The 17,034-nt window shown below is 54.4% G+C and carries 18 protein-coding genes and 2 tRNA genes; 13 read left to right on the forward strand and 7 right to left on the reverse strand.

The features are described from left to right. The first annotated feature begins 3 nt into the window (after positions 1-3). The 8 genes from GTGU_RS02210 (at position 4) to GTGU_RS02245 (ending at position 7,508) form a co-directional block, all read left to right on the forward strand. Positions 4-771, forward strand: a complete 768-nt coding sequence (locus GTGU_RS02210) for a basic amino acid ABC transporter substrate-binding protein (protein ID WP_038153933.1) — start codon at positions 4-6, stop codon at positions 769-771. Between the two features lie 67 nt (positions 772-838). Further along, positions 839-1,597, forward strand: coding sequence for an amino acid ABC transporter permease (locus GTGU_RS02215; protein ID WP_038153935.1), 759 nt, complete (start codon positions 839-841; stop codon positions 1,595-1,597). After that, a complete protein-coding gene (locus tag GTGU_RS02220; RefSeq protein WP_038153956.1) occupies positions 1,590-2,312 on the forward strand; it encodes an amino acid ABC transporter ATP-binding protein in 723 nt (240 codons plus the stop codon). The genes GTGU_RS02215 and GTGU_RS02220 overlap by 8 nt, the downstream gene beginning before the upstream one ends. Before the next feature lie 226 nt (positions 2,313-2,538). Next, positions 2,539-2,850, forward strand: a complete 312-nt coding sequence (locus tag GTGU_RS02225; protein ID WP_038153936.1) for a type 1 fimbrial protein — start codon at positions 2,539-2,541, stop codon at positions 2,848-2,850. A 61-nt stretch (positions 2,851-2,911) separates the two neighbouring features. After that, the gene (locus tag GTGU_RS02230) at positions 2,912-4,240 is read left to right on the forward strand and encodes a sensor histidine kinase (RefSeq protein WP_038153937.1); all 1,329 of its coding nucleotides are present in this window, start codon (positions 2,912-2,914) and stop codon (positions 4,238-4,240) included. Beyond that, on the forward strand, positions 4,233-4,844 hold the full coding sequence (locus GTGU_RS02235) for a response regulator transcription factor (RefSeq protein ID WP_038153938.1): 612 nt from the start codon (positions 4,233-4,235) through the stop codon (positions 4,842-4,844). The genes GTGU_RS02230 and GTGU_RS02235 overlap by 8 nt, the downstream gene beginning before the upstream one ends. Positions 4,845-4,933: 89 nt before the next feature. Then, a complete protein-coding gene (locus GTGU_RS02240; protein WP_038153939.1) occupies positions 4,934-5,407 on the forward strand; it encodes a GlcG/HbpS family heme-binding protein in 474 nt (157 codons plus the stop codon). Positions 5,408-5,531: 124 nt separating this feature from the next. After that, a complete protein-coding gene (locus tag GTGU_RS02245) occupies positions 5,532-7,508 on the forward strand; it encodes an alkyl/aryl-sulfatase (RefSeq protein ID WP_038153941.1) in 1,977 nt (658 codons plus the stop codon). A gap of 48 nt (positions 7,509-7,556) precedes the next feature. Here GTGU_RS02245 and GTGU_RS25620 read toward each other — a convergent pair whose 3' ends face one another. Beyond that, positions 7,557-7,697 (reverse strand): hypothetical protein, encoded by a 141-nt coding sequence (locus GTGU_RS25620; protein WP_152958639.1) that lies wholly within the window; start codon positions 7,695-7,697, stop codon positions 7,557-7,559. Between the two features lie 117 nt (positions 7,698-7,814). On the opposite strand from GTGU_RS25620, the gene GTGU_RS02250 reads away from it, so the two are divergent. Then, positions 7,815-8,618 carry an MBL fold metallo-hydrolase gene (locus tag GTGU_RS02250; protein WP_038153942.1) on the forward strand — a complete coding sequence of 268 codons (804 nt, stop codon included), beginning with the start codon at positions 7,815-7,817 and terminating at the stop codon, positions 8,616-8,618. 35 nt (positions 8,619-8,653) lie between these two features. Here the strand turns inward: GTGU_RS02250 and GTGU_RS02255 are convergent. The 3 genes from GTGU_RS02255 to mdtK all read right to left on the reverse strand — a co-directional run bounded on the left by GTGU_RS02255 (position 8,654) and on the right by mdtK (position 10,323). Next, positions 8,654-8,730 (reverse strand) — tRNA-Val (locus GTGU_RS02255). Positions 8,731-8,734: 4 nt separating this feature from the next. Next, a tRNA-Val gene (locus GTGU_RS02260) sits at positions 8,735-8,811 on the reverse strand. 138 nt (positions 8,812-8,949) lie between these two features. Next, positions 8,950-10,323, reverse strand: a complete 1,374-nt coding sequence (gene mdtK / locus GTGU_RS02265) for an MdtK family multidrug efflux MATE transporter (protein WP_038153944.1) — start codon at positions 10,321-10,323, stop codon at positions 8,950-8,952. Between the two features lie 231 nt (positions 10,324-10,554). Between mdtK and GTGU_RS02270 the strand changes: the two genes are divergently transcribed. Further along, positions 10,555-11,193, forward strand: coding sequence for a riboflavin synthase (locus GTGU_RS02270; RefSeq protein ID WP_038153946.1), 639 nt, complete (start codon positions 10,555-10,557; stop codon positions 11,191-11,193). Positions 11,194-11,225: 32 nt separating this feature from the next. On the opposite strand, the gene cfa is transcribed toward GTGU_RS02270, so the two are convergent. Together cfa and punC are read right to left on the reverse strand one after the other, a co-directional pair. Next, on the reverse strand, positions 11,226-12,374 hold the full coding sequence (gene cfa, locus GTGU_RS02275) for a cyclopropane fatty acyl phospholipid synthase (RefSeq protein ID WP_038153949.1): 1,149 nt from the start codon (positions 12,372-12,374) through the stop codon (positions 11,226-11,228). Positions 12,375-12,643: 269 nt separating this feature from the next. Continuing rightward, complete coding sequence (punC, locus tag GTGU_RS02280) at positions 12,644-13,840, reverse strand: purine nucleoside transporter PunC (RefSeq protein WP_038153950.1); 1,197 nt, start codon at positions 13,838-13,840, stop codon at positions 12,644-12,646. A gap of 115 nt (positions 13,841-13,955) precedes the next feature. Between punC and punR the strand changes: the two genes are divergently transcribed. Next, on the forward strand, positions 13,956-14,888 hold the full coding sequence (gene punR / locus GTGU_RS02285; protein ID WP_038153951.1) for a DNA-binding transcriptional activator PunR: 933 nt from the start codon (positions 13,956-13,958) through the stop codon (positions 14,886-14,888). Here the strand turns inward: punR and purR are convergent. Then, positions 14,885-15,910, reverse strand: a complete 1,026-nt coding sequence (purR, locus tag GTGU_RS02290) for an HTH-type transcriptional repressor PurR (protein ID WP_038153952.1) — start codon at positions 15,908-15,910, stop codon at positions 14,885-14,887. The genes punR and purR overlap by 4 nt on opposite strands. A gap of 293 nt (positions 15,911-16,203) precedes the next feature. Here purR and cydH point away from each other — a divergent pair, with 293 nt between their 5' ends. Further along, positions 16,204-16,293 (forward strand): cytochrome bd-I oxidase subunit CydH, encoded by a 90-nt coding sequence (gene cydH, locus GTGU_RS25625; RefSeq protein ID WP_156964015.1) that lies wholly within the window; start codon positions 16,204-16,206, stop codon positions 16,291-16,293. Between the two features lie 163 nt (positions 16,294-16,456). Then, on the forward strand, positions 16,457-17,034 hold a 578-nt coding region (locus GTGU_RS02295; RefSeq protein WP_038153953.1), incomplete at its 3' end, for an MFS transporter.

The raw sequence follows: 17,034 nt of genomic DNA on the forward strand, positions 1-17,034 counted from the left end.
GGTATGATAAGTAAGTGGATGAAAGCGTGCTGCCTGATGGTCACTCTCGCCGGGAGTGCTTATGCAGCACAGGAAACCTATGTCGTCGGGGCGGGTGGTACCTACCGTCCTTTCGAGTTTGAAAACAGCCAGAAACAGCTGGAAGGCTTTGATATTGATATCATTAAAGCCATCGCCAAAGCAGAAAATTTTGACGTTAAACTGGTCAACACCCCGTGGGAAGGTATTTTCGCAACCTTAGGGTCTGGCGATCGCGACATCATTATTTCCGGTATTACGATTACGGACAAGCGTAAACAGATGGTGGATTTCTCTGCGCCATATTTCCCGGCGGAACAGTCCATCGTGGTGCCTGCGGATTCCAAAGTCACCTCGCTTGACTCCCTGAAAACCGAGAAAGTCGGCGTGGTGAACTCCAGCACCGGTGACATTGTGGTTTCTGACGTGCTGGGTAAAAACAGCACGGCGATCAAGCGTTTCGACAACACTCCGTTAATGCTGCAGGAGCTGTTTGAAGACGGCGTCAGCGCGGCTGTGGGCGACGTTGGGGTGGTCAAGTACTACATCAAACAGCACCCGGAAAAACAGTTCAAACTGGTGCCGGACGCCAAATTTGAGCGCCAGTATTTTGGCATCGCCGTGGCGAAAGGGAACACAGAACTACAGACGAAAATCAACGACGGTCTGAAAAAGATCATCGCCGATGGCACTTACGCTAAGATCTATAAAACCTGGTTTGACGATAACGTACCGACGCTGCCGGCTGAGTAAGTTTTTGCTTTTTTCTTCGTGCGGCTGTCGCAGGTAATGCGCCAGCCGCTTTTTACAGGGAAATTTTATGACGGGATTCCGTTGGGAAATCATTCAGGAATATGCGCCGCTGTTTATGGAAGGCGCCTGGATGACCATCAAATGTACCATCATCTGCGTGATCCTCGGGACGCTGTGGGGGCTGACCCTCGGTCTCGGACGGATGGCGAAAGCCGAGCACGGACCGTGGAAGTATATCCTGCGCTATCTGGTGCAATTCCCGGTGCGCTTTTATGTCAGCGCTTTTCGCGGTACGCCATTATTCGTACAGATCATGGTGGTGCACTTTGCGCTGGTGCCGCTATTTATTAACCCGCGTGACGGCCTGCTGGTCACCAGCGGCATCATGAGCGCTGATCTGGCGCGCGAACTGCGTTCCGGCTATGGCGCTTTCCTGTCATGTATCGTGGCAATCACCCTCAACGCGGGAGCATATGTCTCTGAAATCTTTCGCGCCGGGATCCAGTCAATCGATAAAGGCCAGATGGAAGCTTCCCGTGCTCTGGGGATGCCATGGTGGAAAACCATGCGTAAGGTGATCCTGCCGCAGGCGTTTCGCCGCATTTTACCGCCGCTCGGCAATAACGCGATTGCGATCGTCAAGGATTCATCGCTCGCATCGGCCATCGGTCTTGCCGATCTGGCCTATGCGGCGCGTACCGTTTCAGGCGCGTACGCGACCTACTGGGAACCCTACCTGACCATCTCACTGGTCTACTGGGTGATCACCTTCCTGCTGGCGCAGCTGGTTAACCGTCTGGAAATGAGGTTTGGCAAAAGTGATTAATATTAAGAACCTGCATAAACACTTTGGCGATGCCCACGTTCTGCGCGGGATCGACTGCGAGATCAAACCGCAGGAAGTGGTCTGTATTATCGGCCCGTCAGGCTCCGGGAAAAGTACCTTTCTGCGCTGCATGAACGCGCTGGAATCCGTCACCGAAGGCGAAGTGATGGTTAATGGTTTTGCCGTTCATGACCGTAAGACCGATCTTAACAAACTGCGCGAAAGCGTCGGCATGGTCTTTCAGCGTTTTAACCTGTTCCCGCATATGACGGTACTGGAAAACCTGACGATGGCACCGATGATGCTGCAGGGGATGACGCGTGACGCCGCCGTCGGTCGCGCCGAAGCGCTGCTGCAAAAAGTCGGCCTGAGCGACAAACGTGACGCCTGGCCCTCCAGCCTGTCCGGCGGGCAGCAACAGCGGGTGGCGATTGCCCGTGCGCTGGCGATGGAGCCATCCATTATGCTGTTTGATGAACCTACTTCTGCGCTGGATCCCGAACTGGTTGGCGACGTCCTGGACGTCATGAAAAACCTTGCCAACGACGGCATGACGATGGTGATCGTGACGCATGAAATGGGGTTTGCCCGCGAAGTGGCCGACCGGGTGATCTTCATCGACAACGGCATCATTCAGGAGCAGGGCACGCCTGAGCACATCTTTACCTCACCATCAAACCCTCGTACCGCCAGTTTCCTCAGCAAAGTGCTGTAGCCGGATTCTCCCTGCGGGTGATGAAAATATCATCCGTTGGGGAGTAAAAGCTGAGCAACGCCGTTGTCACTGCACAAAAATAGCGGCTCATCCTTTCTGTTCTCTCCTTTTTTACGTAATGTTTTACTGCGTCGTAAGAATTGCCTTAGATGAAAAGACGCGCCAGGGGCGGCTACCGTCGTGGACGAGAGCCGCAGACGTTTCTCACAGGATGTGGGGTCAAAAAATGACAAAATTACGCATGTTTGTTGCGGCAGTCGCCGCTATTTCTCTCTTCGGCACCGCTTTTGCAGCGGGCAACGGCCCGTCAGGCGTCATCCATTTCCGCGGAAAAATTGTTGAAGGCGCATGCAGCGTGGCGCGAGATGGCACCGCGCAGGCGACGTTTTCCTGCCTCCGCGCTGGTGTTAATCATGTCCGGGCGGTGGCGCTCAGTCAGGGCGATGTGATGCACTTACCGAAGGATATCGCGACAGTGCAGTCGCTGCCGGTGAATCATCATCCGGAATTGCAATTGCTGGTGGTGTCCTACCGCTGACAATTCGGTGTGAAGTCATTAAGGCAGGCGATGAGCCGGGTGATGTGCTATTAACAGTATTATGAATAACAGACCGTTTATCTGGCGATGCCTGATAGTCTGGCTGGCGGGATGTCTGCTTGGTGGTGCGCTACTGTACGCAGAGCAGATCCGCCGCCAGTACTGGCGCCTTGACAGGGATTTCTCCACGTTGTTTTCCGGCATCAATGCTGCTTTGACGCAGAACGAGTCAGTGATCCCGCTGTTAAATGGCGATGAATCCCTCAGCGAATTGCAGAAGAAGTTTCCGCAGATCCGCCTGCTTGAAACCACGCAGCATCGGGCGCTGGACGCTCCACGCGTCGAACCAGTGAGTGCGTTCCGCTACTGGTTGTACAATCCGTACCGGCAGATTCGGGTAATGATTGATCTGGAGCCTTATTTTAGTCCCGTGTCGTGCTTCACCCGGCTTTATCTGCGGCTGGAACCGGACGAAAAACCAGTGAAAATCGACACCTACTGGCGCTGGCAGCGTACCTTTCCGCAACATTTCCAACCGTTTGCTCTCGAGGCTGAGGCGCGACCTGCATGGCTGCAGGTGCCAGTCCTGCCTTTCGTCGTGATGGCGGCTGGCTGGGCGCTACTGGTCGCGGCGAGTGGCCTGTTTGTGTGGCAACGGCGGCAACAACGTAACGCGGTGCAGCGCGCCGACTATTATCAGCATGCCCGCCTTAATACCCTCGGCGAGATCACCGCAGGTATCGTCCATGAGATCAACCAGCCGCTGACCGCTGTACAGACGTGGATCCAAGGGGCAGAGCGGCAGCTAAACAACCAGCAGCCCGATGCGGCGATGCAGGCATTAAGCGCCGCACGGGTACAGACACAACGTATCAGTGATCTGTTGACCCGCTTTCGCGCCCATGTGGTACAGGAACCGGTGACGCTGACGGCGGTCGATCTGGCCCAGTGCTGGCAACGTGTCGGGAATTTGCTTGAACATGAGCGCACGGTAGAACACATCGTCATCACCAGCAGTTTTGCCGCTGATGCCCGCATGGTGCTGGCCGATAAACTGTGGCTGGAACAGGTGCTGCATAATCTGCTCAGCAACGCCATTCAGGCGCAACAGGAGCAGCAGAATCGTTGGGTACATATTTATAGTCATGCCGTCGGGGACACCGTTGAGGTGGTGATCGCTGACGGTGGCCCGGGGTTTACACCGGAGGCGCTGGAGCGGGCGCTGATGCCGTTTTACAGCGGCAAAGCGGGCGGGACAGGTCTTGGCATGACGCTAACGGAATCACTGATGTTGCGCATGAATGGCAGCATAACACTACACAACGCACCGTCCGGTGGGGCGGAGATCTGCCTGACGCTGGCAAAGGGGGGAACGACCAGTCATGGATAATCGCATTTACCTGATTGATGATGATGAATCCATCCGGGCGTCGCTAACGTTTCTGTTTTCGACCCTCAACTGGCCGGTGGAAGCTTTTTCCGGTATTGAGACATTTACCCGCCAGTATGACAGCGTGACTGCGCTCACCGGTTGCCTGATTCTGGATATGCGGATGCCAGGAAAAGGCGGTTTACGCTGGCTCGAGGAGGGCAACTGGCCGTGGCCGTTGTTGCCTGTCGTCATGATGACAGGCCACGGTACTATCGATGCCTGTCGGCGGGCATTTCATCACGGCGTGTTTGAATTTTTCACTAAGCCGCTGGATGCTGACCAGTTGATCGAAACCATACAGGCCGCCTTTGCAGAGAGTGACAAGCGCGCGGCGGGGTGGCAGGAGTTTATCCGCGTCAAAACCTTATTCAGCACCCTGTCAACACGGGAAACAGAGGTGCTGAATGAACTGATGTCCGGGCTCAGCAACAAAGAGGTGGCGCAGCGGCTGAAGCTGTCGCCACGAACGGTAGAAGCGCATCGGGCGGCGGTGTTCAGCAAACTTGGCGTCACAAGTCTGGTGCAGGCCATTCGCGAACACGACAAACTGCAGTACGTATAAATACCAGGTCAGGTGCGTAATGCACCGAATAACGTTTTCTCGCGCCGCCGGTTAGCATCAGGGGGTCAACAACGAAACGAGGACGTGCGATGAAAAAATTACTGGTATTAACGGCGCTGCTGGCAGGTACTGGCATGGTGCAGGCGGCGACGCTGACACAGAAAAATATCTCTCTTGAGCAGGCAAATCAGCTTGCCAGCGCTGCCGTGCAGGCCTGTATGGCGAAAAACTACCAGGTCAGCGTGACTGTCGTCGATCGCGCCGGAATAGTAAAAGCGGTGCAGCGTACCGATAATGCCGGTCCGCATACAGTTAAAGCCAGCGAAATGAAAGCCTTCACCGCACTCAGCACCAAAAACGCCTCCGGCAAAGTGATGGACGCGGCGCAAAACAATGCCGGTGCGCAGAACATGCGGGACGTTCCAGGCTTTCTGCTGCTGGCGGGTGGTCTGCCGCTGAAAGCGGGTGATGAGGTCATTGGTGCGATCGGTATCGGCGGCGCGCCGGGCGGTAATCTGGATGAAGCTTGCGCACAGCAGGCGATTGATAACGTTAAACTGTAACCTATTTCTGAGGTGTCTCTTTGAGGCACCTTACTGAAGAATATATCCTTTTCGCAAACTGGCAGTATATTCAATCGTGCCTGATAGTTATCATGCGTAATCATGCTAACCTGATGAGGCAAAAATGAAATTAAATAAGATAATCAGCGCTCTTCTTTTTGCTGGGTTATTCACCAGTATCTCTTTCCCTTCACTCGCGCAAACGGAACCGAAAGACGCGACCTCTGCCACCAAAACGGCAAATGACGCTTTACTCAATCAACTGCCTTTCAATGACAATACCGATTTCACTAACGCCCATAAGGGTTTTATTACCGCACTGCCGCCGGACGTGATTCACGATGCGCAGGGCAAACGGGTCTGGGATCCGCAAAGATATGCTTTCATTAAAGAGGGCGAAAAAGCGCCGGACTCGGTTAACCCCAGCCTCTGGCGTCAGGCGCAACTGATTAACATCAGCGGTCTGTTTGAAATTACCGACGGTGTTTACCAGATCCGCAACCTCGATCTGTCTAATATGACGATTATTGAGGGGAAAGAAGGGGTAACCGTGGTTGACCCGCTGGTGTCGGCGGAAACCGCCAAAGTCGGGATGGATCTTTATTTCAAACATCGGGGTAAAAAATCGGTTGTGGCGGTGATTTATACTCATAGTCATGTGGATCACTATGGCGGCGTACGCGGCGTAGTGGATGAAGCCGACGTGAAAGCCGGAAAAGTGAAGATCTATGCGCCTGCCGGCTTTATGAAAGAGGCGGTGTCCGAGAATATTATGGCGGGAAACGTAATGAGTCGCCGTGCCAGCTATATGTACGGCAACCTGCTGAAACCGGACGTTAAAGGGCAGGTGGGCGCGGGGCTGGGAACCACCACCTCTGCAGGCACCGTCACCCTGATTGCGCCGACCCACTACATCACCAGAACCGGGCAGAAAGAGACCATCGATGGTCTGACGTATGATTTCTTAATGGCGCCAGGCTCTGAAGCGCCGTCAGAAATGCTCTGGTACGTTGAAGAGAAGAAGATGATCGAAGCGTCCGAGGACGTGACGCATACACTGCATAATACCTACTCGTTACGGGGCGCGAAGATCCGCGATCCGCTGGCGTGGTCGAAATACATTAACGAAGCCGTACAGCGCTGGGGCGATAAAGCTGAGATTATTATGGCGCAGCACCACTGGCCCACCTGGGGCAACGACAATGTGGTTAAGCTGATGAAGAGTCAGCGCGACCTCTATCGTTATATCAACGATCAGACACTGCGGTTGGCTAATCAGGGGCAGACGCGTGATGAAATCGCCGCTGACTTTAAACTGCCGCCGACGCTGGCGAACACCTGGGCTAACCGCGGCTATTACGGCTCTGTGAGCCACGACGTGAAAGCGACTTACGTACTTTATCTCGGCTGGTTTGATGGTAACCCGGCCACGCTCGACGAGCTGCCGCCAGTGGAAGCCGCGAAGAAATATGTCGATTACATGGGTGGCGCGGATGCCATCATGACGAAGGCCAAAGAGGACTTCGCGCAAGGGAACTACCGCTGGGTGGCGCAGGTAATGAGCAAAGTGGTTTTTGCCAACCCGGACAACAAAGCGGCAAGGGATCTGGAAGCCGATGCACTGGAACAACTGGGTTATCAGGCGGAATCCGGGCCATGGCGTAACTTCTACCTGACCGGTGCGCAGGAACTGCGTGATGGCGTGCAGAAACTCCCGACGCCAAACACGGCCAGCGGCGATACTGTGCGGGCGATGTCGCCAGAAATGTTCTTCGACTATCTCGCCGTGCATATCAACGGCGAAAAAGCGGCTGAGGCGAAAGCGGTCTTTAACGTCGATTTAGGCAACGATGGCGGGAAGTATCTGCTGGAACTGGAAAACGGTGTGCTGAATCACACGGCGAATGCGGAATCGAAAAATGCTGATGCGACGATCACGCTCAATCGCGCGACGCTGAATAAGATTATCCTGCAGGAAGAGACGCTGAAACAGGCGGAAGAGAAGGGCGAGGTGAAAATCACAGGCAATAGCGCGAAACTGAACGAAATGCTGGGTTATATGGATAAGTTCGAGTTCTGGTTTAACATCGTCACGCCGTAATATATGCTTAAAGCAACAAACCGGCATTGCAGCCGGTTTGTTGTTTCATCAGATTTTGCAGGCATCGCCGCAATCGTCGTCGGCGATAATCTCCTGAGCCTTTTTGTCGGCGTCTTCCAGTCGTTCAGCGTTACGCTCTTCAGCTTCTTCCAGCCCGCTAAATACCAGTTTATCGAGATCAATTTCCATCATTCACCCATTTCAGTTCAGAATTGCGTTGCATCAGTATAGGGCAAAACAACGGCTGGAGGTATTACCCGTCTGTGCTAGCGTTACTGTTATCCCTTGCTTTCGGAAGGAGTCACCATGACTATTTTGTGTAAAACCTGTGGCACCTCGTATGACGACAGCGACGAGATCATCGCGCATTGTAAAGTCTGTGAAGACGAGCGGCAGTTCGTGCCCGCCAGCGGGCAGGCGTGGATAACCCCGGAGGTACTCACTGCCACGCACAGCAACAAATGGCAACAGCATGAAGAAAACCTGTTAAGCATCAAAACGGTACCTGCATTTGCTATCAACCAGCGAGCGTTTTTGCTGCGAACGCCGCATGGCAATGTATTGTGGGACTGCATTGCCAGTCTTGATGCAGCAACGGAGTTGCTGATCAACGCCCTGGGTGGGCTTCGCGCCATTGCAATTTCGCATCCTCATTATTACACCACCATGCAGGACTGGGCGGAGACCTTCAGCGCGCCCGTCTGGCTGCACACCAGCGACAGGGAATGGATTATGCGCGACAGCACGGCGATCCGCTTGTGGGAAGGCGACAGCATGGAGTTACTGCCGTCGGTCCGGCTGTTACGCCTGGGCGGGCATTTTGCCGGGGGAACGGTACTGCACTGGACGGAAGGTGACGGCGTACTTCTTGCCGGAGATATTTTACAGGTCACCCCCGGGAAGGATGCGGTTTCGTTTATGTGGAGTTACCCGAATATGTTGCCGCTGCCGACCACGACAATTGAAAACATCATGCACCGGCTGGCTGACGTCAATTTTGAACGGCTGTATGGCGCGTTCGAAGGGCAGAATATGACAAAACAGGCTCACGACGCAGTGATGCGGTCAGGGCAAAAATATATTGATTGTCTGAAACAGGAACGGGCGTGAAGGCGAAGAGGGGCACCATATCTTATTAGAGAATATGGTGCGTCCGAGTGGACTCGAACCACCGACCCCCACCATGTCAAGGTGGTGCTCTAACCAACTGAGCTACGGACGCAGAATGGTGCGTTCAATTGGACTCGAACCAACGACCCCCACCATGTCAAGGTGGTGCTCTAACCAACTGAGCTATGAACGCACAACGGGGACGAATATTAGCGGCAGGGATGGGCGGTTGCAAGTGGAAAGTCGCACATTTCGTTCTGTTATCACGCGATTGCGGAACAACTGTGCAAAATGGAGAGAAAGCAACCGCCTGCTGACGGTTGCTTCGCCATTACCGCGCGGCGCGGTGCAGGATCACACTTGATGGCTGGCGCTGCAGGAAACGCATCCGCAGCATCATCATTACGGCCGCTGAGGTCAGGCCAATGATAAAGCCCCACCAGAATCCTGCGGGTCCCATGCGCGGCACGACAAGGTCAGTCAGGCCGAGAATATAGCCACTCGGGAGCCCAAGCACCCAGTAAGCGGTAAAAGTGATAAAGAAAATGGAACGGGTGTCTTTATAACCACGCAGGATGCCGCTGCCGATAACCTGGATAGAATCGGAAATCTGGTACAGCGCCGCCAGCATCATCAGTTGAGAGGCGAGCAGGACAACCTCCGGATTATCGTTATAAAGCAGGGCGATGTGCGTACGCAGGGAGACGGTGAAAATTGCCGTCAGCACTGCCATACAAACCCCAACGACCAGGCCCGTCCAGGCCGACACTTGCGCATCGAGTGTTGAGCCCTGTCCGAGACGGAAACCGACGCGAATGGTCACCGCCGCGGCGAGCGACATCGGCAACACAAACATCAGTGAGCTGAAGTTGAGCGCGATCTGGTGCCCGGCGACGTCAACAATCCCCAGCGGCGATACCAGCAAAGCCACCACCGCAAACAACGTCACTTCGAAGAACAGCGCCAGTGCAATCGGCAGCCCCAGTTGAATCAGGCGTTTCAGTACTTCGCTGTCCGGTTTCGCACTACCTTCCACAAGACGGATATCGCGCAGGGAACGGGCGTTTCTGACAAAGGTCAGCATACAGAAAAACATCACCCAGTAGACTGCCGCCGTCGCGACGCCGCAACCCACGCCACCCAGTTCCGGCATACCAAAATGGCCGTAAATAAAGATGTAATTGACCGGAATGTTAACCAGCAAACCGATAAAACCCATCACCATGCCAGGTTTGGTTTTGGCCAGCCCTTCACACTGGTTACGTGCCACCTGGAAACACAGGTAGCCTGGCGCGCCCCACAGCAGGGCACGCAGATAGCCGACGGCTTTGTCAGCCAGCGCCGGATCGATGTTATGCATCGAACGGATGATATACCCGGCGTTCCATAGCACGATCATAATCAGGATGGATACGCCACCTGCCAGCCAGAAACCTTGTCGGACCTGATGGGCGATGCGATCGCGGCGGCCGGAACCATTGAGCTGCGCGATGACCGGCGTCAATGCCAGCAGCAGCCCGTGGCCGAACAGAATGGCCGGTAACCAGATGGAGGTACCGATGGCGACGGCGGCCATGTCGGTTGCGCTGTAGCCACCGGCCATCACAGTATCAACAAACCCCATTGCGGTCTGGGCGATCTGCGCAAGGATCACCGGTATTGCCAGTGCTAATAACTGACGCGCTTCACTAACATACTTCTGCACGTGAACACCTGTATATTGTTGTTATTGGAGGAACTAAAAAAGCCGCCTTACTGGCAGCAAGAAGAAATACGGGGGAAATAGTCAGTCTATTGTAGCGGGGAATTGCTATTAAGCCAGTCAAAATATAGCAGGGAGTGCGTCAGGAGTGGCAACCTGTTTTTTCACCTGTTATTGTGCGAAGTATATCGCGCGGAAACCGAAGCGCCACGATGTAATACAGGAGCTTATTGCATGTTTACTGGTATTGTGCAGGGCACGGCGAAAGTTGTGTCTGTTGATGAAAAACCGAATTTTCGCACCCACGTTGTTGAAATGCCTGAGCATATGCTTGAGGGTCTCGAAACCGGGGCGTCAGTCGCGCACAACGGCTGCTGCCTGACCGTCACCGAAATCGACGGCAATCGTATCAGTTTCGATTTAATGAAAGAGACGTTGCGCATCACCAACCTGGGGGATGTGAAAGAGGGCGATGTGGTTAACGTCGAGCGCGCGGCGAAATTCAGCGACGAAATTGGCGGCCATCTGATGTCCGGGCATATTATGACTACCGCTGACATCACTAAAATTCTCACCTCGGAAAATAACCGTCAGATTTGGTTTAAACCGCAGGATCCGGCACTGATGAAATATATCCTCTACAAAGGGTTTATTGGCGTAGACGGTATCAGCCTGACGGTAGGGGAAGTGACTGCCACCCGTTTTTGTGTGCACTTAATTCCTGAAACGCTGCAGCGCACCACGCTTGGCAAGAAAAAACTGGGCGCGAGGGTTAATATTGAAATCGACCCGCAGACGCAGGCGGTAGTGGATACCGTCGAACGTGTCCTTGCGGCAAAAGAGGCGGCGCTACAGATAGCGGCAGACGAATAAGAAAAATCCCCGGCATGCCGGGGATTTTTCTTTTAACGGGCGACGCGCAGACCGTGATCGATCCCGCGTGAGAACACCACCTGCCAGAGGTGAATGTCACGGGCGCGGAACGCACCGGCGCAAGCATTCAGATAATAACTGAACATCCGTTTGAAGCGCTCAGAGTAGTTATCGGCAATTTCCGGCCAGCTTGCCAGGAAACGCTCGTGCCAGGCCATTAACGTGGTGTCATAGTCGGCGCCAAAATTATGCCAGTCTTCCATAATGAAATGGCGCTCGCTGGCGTCGGCAATCTGGCGGACGGACGGCAGGCAGCCGTTCGGGAAGATGTATTTGTTGATCCACGGATCAACATTATGGTCTGTTTTCTTTGAACCGATGGTGTGCAGCAGGAAAATGCCGTCAGATTTCAGGTTACGGTCGGCCACCTCGAAATAGGTGTTGTAGTTTTTCGGTCCGACATGTTCGAACATGCCAACAGACACAATGCGGTCAAATTGATCGTTCAGGTCCCGGTAGTCCTGAAGGCGGATATCGACATTCAGCCCTTCGCAGCGTTGTTGCGCCATTTTTTGCTGCTCGGCAGAAATTGTCACGCCCACAACGCTGACGCCGTAATTTTTTGCCATGTAGTACGCCAGACCACCCCAGCCGCAGCCGATATCCAGCACACGCATGCCCGGTTTCAACTGCAGTTTTTGGCAGATTAATTCCAGCTTGTCCTGCTGGGCTTCTTCCAGTGTGGTGGCTTTTTTCCAGTACGCGCAGGAGTATTGCATCAGTGGGTCAAGCATGCGGCTGAACAGATCGTTACCGAGATCGTAATGTTCTTTGCCGACAATCCAGGCTCTTTTCTTACTTTGCAGATTGAACAGGCGGGCGGTAGCGATACGCAGCGTATCTTTGAAATGGCGGGGGAGTTGGTTTTCCAGCCCGGCGCGCAGCACTTTCTGGAAGAAAACATCCAGACGCTCACAATCCCACCAGCCATCCATATAACTCTCACCTAATCCGAGCGAACCTTCCTGTAAAACGCGCTTAAAGAAGAGCGGATTTTTGACCTGCACATCAGAAGGGGCAGACCCGTTAATTTCGATGCCTGCACGACTCAACAGCTCACTGGCTATGCGATACCACTCATCATTGGGCACGCTAACTTCTTCTATACACGATGAACTCATAGCTTCTCCATCACGCGCATGTGACCAGAACCTTAAAACAGCGTAGTCGCTTTTTTTGGTTTGTGAGAAATCTCACGGAACATTCCGTGAGCCTGCTATCCGACGTAGAAAAAGAGGAAGGGAGATAACCCTTGCCGAAAGGCCTTCCGTGGTGAAACGGGCAACGTCCTGCGCCCGTTAATGCATAATATTAATCGTAATTATGTGATGCCTGACTCAGTATAGGCCGCTCAATCAGGCGATTCAATATAAAAATGTTAGCAGACTAATTACTGTTCAGTTATATATTCGTCCGCGGCATGATGTGCGCCGTGGCGGCTCTGAAGTTGCAGAAAATAACCGATAGCCGCAAGTACGACAGTCGAAAGCATGACGCTGGTCGTCGCCAGCAACGGGGAGGCGATGAACGTCGACACCACCAGGCTTGCGAGGAAACACAGTCCCAGTTGCAGCGTGTTCTGCATAGCGGCAGCGCGACCGGTGGCCTGTGGGAACGGACGCAGCGCTTGCGCCACGACGATTGGGTAAATCATCCCGTTAGCCGTCGCCATGATGCAGAACGGCACCAGCAGGGCCGTCAGCGTCGCGCTGGTAAACAGGCCCACCACCCAGGTGGCAATCGTGCTGAGGGCGAAAACGATCATCGCCCACGGCAGCAGTTGTTTTCCTTCCCACTTTTGCAGCGCGGCGCGACAGCCATAGCCGCCAACCAGAAAAGCGATAGTTTGCGGCACATAGCTCAGGCCGATAGCACCAGGGCCATAACCCATCTCATGCAACAGGAACGGCGAACCGGTTAACCAGGCAAAGAAACAGGCGGAGCAGGCAGCGTACACCAGCACATTACCGCAGTATGCGCGCGAACGCAGCAGGGTGAAAAAGGTCAGCGGTTTACCACGTTGTTGCTGAGGTTTTGGCGCCGGTTTCAGGCGCAGCGCCGGGATCATGAGCACCAGCGTGATGGCAAACAACGCGGCAAAAATCGCCTGCCATTCCAGATGCACCAGGATCCAGCTACCCAGCAGCGGTGCCAGCGCCGGAGAGAGTGCTACCAGCGGCATAATGGTGGCAAAAATACGGTTGGTGCGATGCGTCGGATAGTAGTCCGTCACCATCGCCTGCCAGGTGACGGTCGCGGCACAGACACCGACCGCCTGCACAAAACGCAGGACCAGCAGCAACATGCCGTCGCGCACCCACAACATGCCAAGGCAACCCAGGGCAAAAATCGTCAGACCGCTGAGCAGCACGCCCTTGCGGCCGTAGCGATCGGAAAGCGGTCCCCATAATAGTTGCGCCACGGCGAAGCCTGCCAGAAACAGACTCAGGCTGGCGCTGACAGTGGACGCCGGGGTTTGTAAGTCACTCTGAATGGCCGCGAAAGCAGGCAGATACATGTCAGTTGCCAGAAAGCCGAGCACGCTCAATCCGGCCAGCCAGGCAAGAAATAATTTTCCAGGTTGCATATCTCTTTCTCTTTTTGAGTGCAGGTGTACGACAGGCGCAAAGTGTAGGGAGTGCAAAGGCGCTTGTGAAACGTTAATATTTGTCAGATGAATTCAAAATTTTTGCAGGCAGAAAATGTGGTCGGAATATTCTCTCGAAGTGGTTGATGCGGTGGCAAGAAACGGCAGCTTCAGTGCGGCAGCGCAGGAACTGCACCGGGTGCCTTCGGCGGTAAGCTATACGGTGCGCCAGCTGGAAGAATGGCTGGCAGTGCCGCTGTTTGAGCGCCGTCACCGTGACGTCGAATTAACGCCTGCAGGCGTCTGGTTTCTTAAGGAAGGGCGATCTGTTATCAAAAAAATGCAGATCACCCGCCAGCAATGCCAGCAAATCGCCAATGGCTGGCGTGGGCAACTGTCGATTGCTGTCGATATTATTGTCAGGCCGGAACGGACCAGGAGGCTGATCGTTGATTTTTATCGCCATTTTCCGGACGTTGAGTTGATCGTTTTCGAGGAAGTATTCAACGGCGTCTGGGATGCGCTCGCCGATGGTCGCGTTGAACTGGCTATTGGTGCCACGCGGGCGATCCCGGTCGGCGGACGTTACGCCTTTCGCGATATGGGGATGCTGAACTGGCAATGTGTGGTGGCGGCAACACATCCGCTGGCGAAAATGCCGGGGCCGCTCAGCGACGACACGTTGCGCAACTGGCCGTCACTGGTGCGCGAAGATACTTCACGATCGCTGCCCAAACGCACTACCTGGCTGCTGGATAACCAGAAACGCGTGGTAGTGCCAGACTGGGAATCGTCAGCGACCTGTCTCTCTGCGGGACTGTGCGTCGGCATGGTTCCGGCGCATTTCGCCCGTCCGTGGATAGATCGCGGCGACTGGGTGGCGCTGGAACTGGAAAATCCATTTCCGGATGCGGCCTGCTGCCTGACATGGCAACAGCAGGATGTATCACCGGCGCTGGCGTGGTTGCTGGAGTATCTGGGTGACAGCGAAACGCTGAACCGGGAGTGGCTGCGGGTGCCGGAATCACCGGCACCCGGAAGAGATTAACGACGGTAATCGCGGAACGGACCGTCAGCGACGGAGCGGCGTTCGATAAGGCGCGGATGCACTTCAATTGACTGAGATTCTTCACGCTTGTTGACGATGCGATCGAGCAGCATATTAAATGCCGTTTCACCCAGCGAATCTTTCGGCTGGTGAATGGTTGTCAGCGCCGGGGAGAAGAACCGGGCGTTACGCACGTTATCATAACCAATAATGGAAATGTCCTGCGGCACACGCAGCCCCATCTCATCGGCAGCGCAAATCGCGCCCATCGCCATGATGTCGCCGCCACAGAAAATCGCTGTCGGGCGAGGGGACTGGGAGAGGATCTGTTGCATGGCGCGATAACCGGATTCCGGTTCAAAATCGCCCTGCACAACCCAGTTTTCCGGAACGTTGACCTGCGCTTCCTGCATCGCTTTCATAAAGCCCGCCAGACGACCCGCGCCAGTATTGCGCTCAAGCGGCCCCGGGATCACGCCAATCTCGCGATGACCGCGATCAAGCAGGTAACGTCCCGCCATGTAACCGCCTTCAAAGGCATTATCAATTACCGCATCGGTAAAGTCGGCCCGCGCTTCGCCCCAGTCCATGACCACCATCGGAATATGCCGGTACTCCTCCAGCATGGAAATCAGAGAATCCGGGTATTCTGAGCACATCACCAGCAGACCGTCGACGCGTTTTTGGGCCATCATCGACAGATACGCTTGTTGCTTCTCGAGGCTGTTCCAGGCGTTACCCAGAATCAGGGTATAGCCTTTCTGGAAGCAGTTTTTCTCAACAGCTTCGATAATTTCCGCAAAATAGGCGGCTTCGCTACTGGTCGCCAGCAGTCCAATGGATTTGGTATGGTTCACCTTCAGGCTGCGCGCCACAGCACTTGGTGAGTAGTGCAGCTCTTTGATCGCTGCCCACACGGCATTGCGCGTCTCTTCAGCGACGAAACGGGTTTTGTTAATTACGTGTGATACGGTTGTAGTGGAAACGTTTGCGCGCTTCGCTACATCTTTAATCGTTGCCATAGATCTCACTCCAGACCATATTATGTACTCCTGAATAACAGGCACGTAAACGTTTGCCTTAAAACACCCTGTGGCAACCGAAGTTGATTGCAGTACGCCGGGTAAACGACACAGGACGTCAGGAGGGGGTCAGTGGCCGGTACGCTTTTAATTTAGCGTGGGATTTTGTCCTATCCGGGCGAAAAGGGGAAGAGAAAATTCAATAACGCGACAAAAGCGTGAAGATTTTCGCGTAATTCTGTGTAAAATGATCAAGCTCACTATCGGTGTGGGAATAACAAGGAGAGAAATTGATGAGTGCCGAGTTAAAGCTTTCGTTAACCACTACAGTTGTTACCCTGGGTCTGATCGTTGTCACTGGCCTGATCGCCGTCCTGAACTAAGTTTGTCGGGGGAGAGCATTCTCCCTCGCGTCCTCCCCGCATTGTTATCATTTCCGCAATAATCTTTTGTCTTTTTTGTTACTTCAGTTTTTTGTGATTGATGTCATACTTTCTGCATCTTACAGGGTACCGCGCTAACGTCGCGGCCAACCGGAGCTGCTAAATGAAAGTAAATTATCCGTTAATTGCCCTTGCCATTGGGGCATTTGGCATCGGGACAACCGAATTCTCACCGATGGGTCTGCTGCCTGTCATCGCCGAAGGGGTGGACGTCTCCATTCCTGTCGCAGGTATGCTGATCAGCGCTTATGCCGTCGGCGTGATGATCGGCGCACCGTTAATGACGCTGCTGCTGTCGCACCGCGCCCGTCGTAGCGCACTAATTTTTCTGATGGCGATTTTTACGCTCGGCAATGTATTGTCGGCTATCGCGCCGGATTACACCACGCTGATGCTGTCCCGCATTATTACCAGTCTTAACCACGGCGCATTCTTTGGGCTGGGTTCAGTGGTGGCGGCAAGCGTCGTACCGAAACATAAGCAGGCCAGCGCCGTCGCCACCATGTTTATGGGGCTGACTATCGCCAATATCGGTGGTGTGCCGGCAGCAACCTGGCTCGGTGAAACCATTGGCTGGCGGATGTCATTCCTCGCCACCGCAGGGCTGGGCGTGATCGCGATGCTGGGCCTGTGGTTCTCACTGCCGAAGGGCAGTGCCGGGGAGCGTCCTGACGTGAAGCG

This window comes from Trabulsiella guamensis ATCC 49490 (assembly GCF_000734965.1).
In the GTDB taxonomy this organism is placed as follows: Bacteria; Pseudomonadota; Gammaproteobacteria; order Enterobacterales; family Enterobacteriaceae; genus Trabulsiella; species Trabulsiella guamensis.

Bases quoted from the DNA above. Each gene is read 5' to 3' on its own strand.
- GTGU_RS02240 (WP_038153939.1), top strand. From the start codon at position 4,934: ATGAAAAAATTACTGGTATTAACGGCGCTGCTGGCAGGTACTGGCATG.
- GTGU_RS02235 (WP_038153938.1), top strand. From the start codon at position 4,233: ATGGATAATCGCATTTACCTGATTGATGATGATGAATCCATCCGGGCG.
- GTGU_RS02210 (WP_038153933.1), top strand. From the start codon at position 4: ATGATAAGTAAGTGGATGAAAGCGTGCTGCCTGATGGTCACTCTCGCC.
- GTGU_RS02225 (WP_038153936.1), top strand. From the start codon at position 2,539: ATGACAAAATTACGCATGTTTGTTGCGGCAGTCGCCGCTATTTCTCTC.
- GTGU_RS02230 (WP_038153937.1), top strand. From the start codon at position 2,912: ATGAATAACAGACCGTTTATCTGGCGATGCCTGATAGTCTGGCTGGCG.
- cydH (WP_156964015.1), top strand. From the start codon at position 16,204: ATGAGTGCCGAGTTAAAGCTTTCGTTAACCACTACAGTTGTTACCCTG.
- GTGU_RS02215 (WP_038153935.1), top strand. From the start codon at position 839: ATGACGGGATTCCGTTGGGAAATCATTCAGGAATATGCGCCGCTGTTT.
- GTGU_RS02245 (WP_038153941.1), top strand. From the start codon at position 5,532: ATGAAATTAAATAAGATAATCAGCGCTCTTCTTTTTGCTGGGTTATTC.
- GTGU_RS25620 (WP_152958639.1), bottom strand. From the start codon at position 7,697: ATGGAAATTGATCTCGATAAACTGGTATTTAGCGGGCTGGAAGAAGCT.
- cfa (WP_038153949.1), bottom strand. From the start codon at position 12,374: ATGAGTTCATCGTGTATAGAAGAAGTTAGCGTGCCCAATGATGAGTGG.
- punR (WP_038153951.1), top strand. From the start codon at position 13,956: ATGTGGTCGGAATATTCTCTCGAAGTGGTTGATGCGGTGGCAAGAAAC.
- GTGU_RS02250 (WP_038153942.1), top strand. From the start codon at position 7,815: ATGACTATTTTGTGTAAAACCTGTGGCACCTCGTATGACGACAGCGAC.
- GTGU_RS02270 (WP_038153946.1), top strand. From the start codon at position 10,555: ATGTTTACTGGTATTGTGCAGGGCACGGCGAAAGTTGTGTCTGTTGAT.
- purR (WP_038153952.1), bottom strand. From the start codon at position 15,910: ATGGCAACGATTAAAGATGTAGCGAAGCGCGCAAACGTTTCCACTACA.
- punC (WP_038153950.1), bottom strand. From the start codon at position 13,840: ATGCAACCTGGAAAATTATTTCTTGCCTGGCTGGCCGGATTGAGCGTG.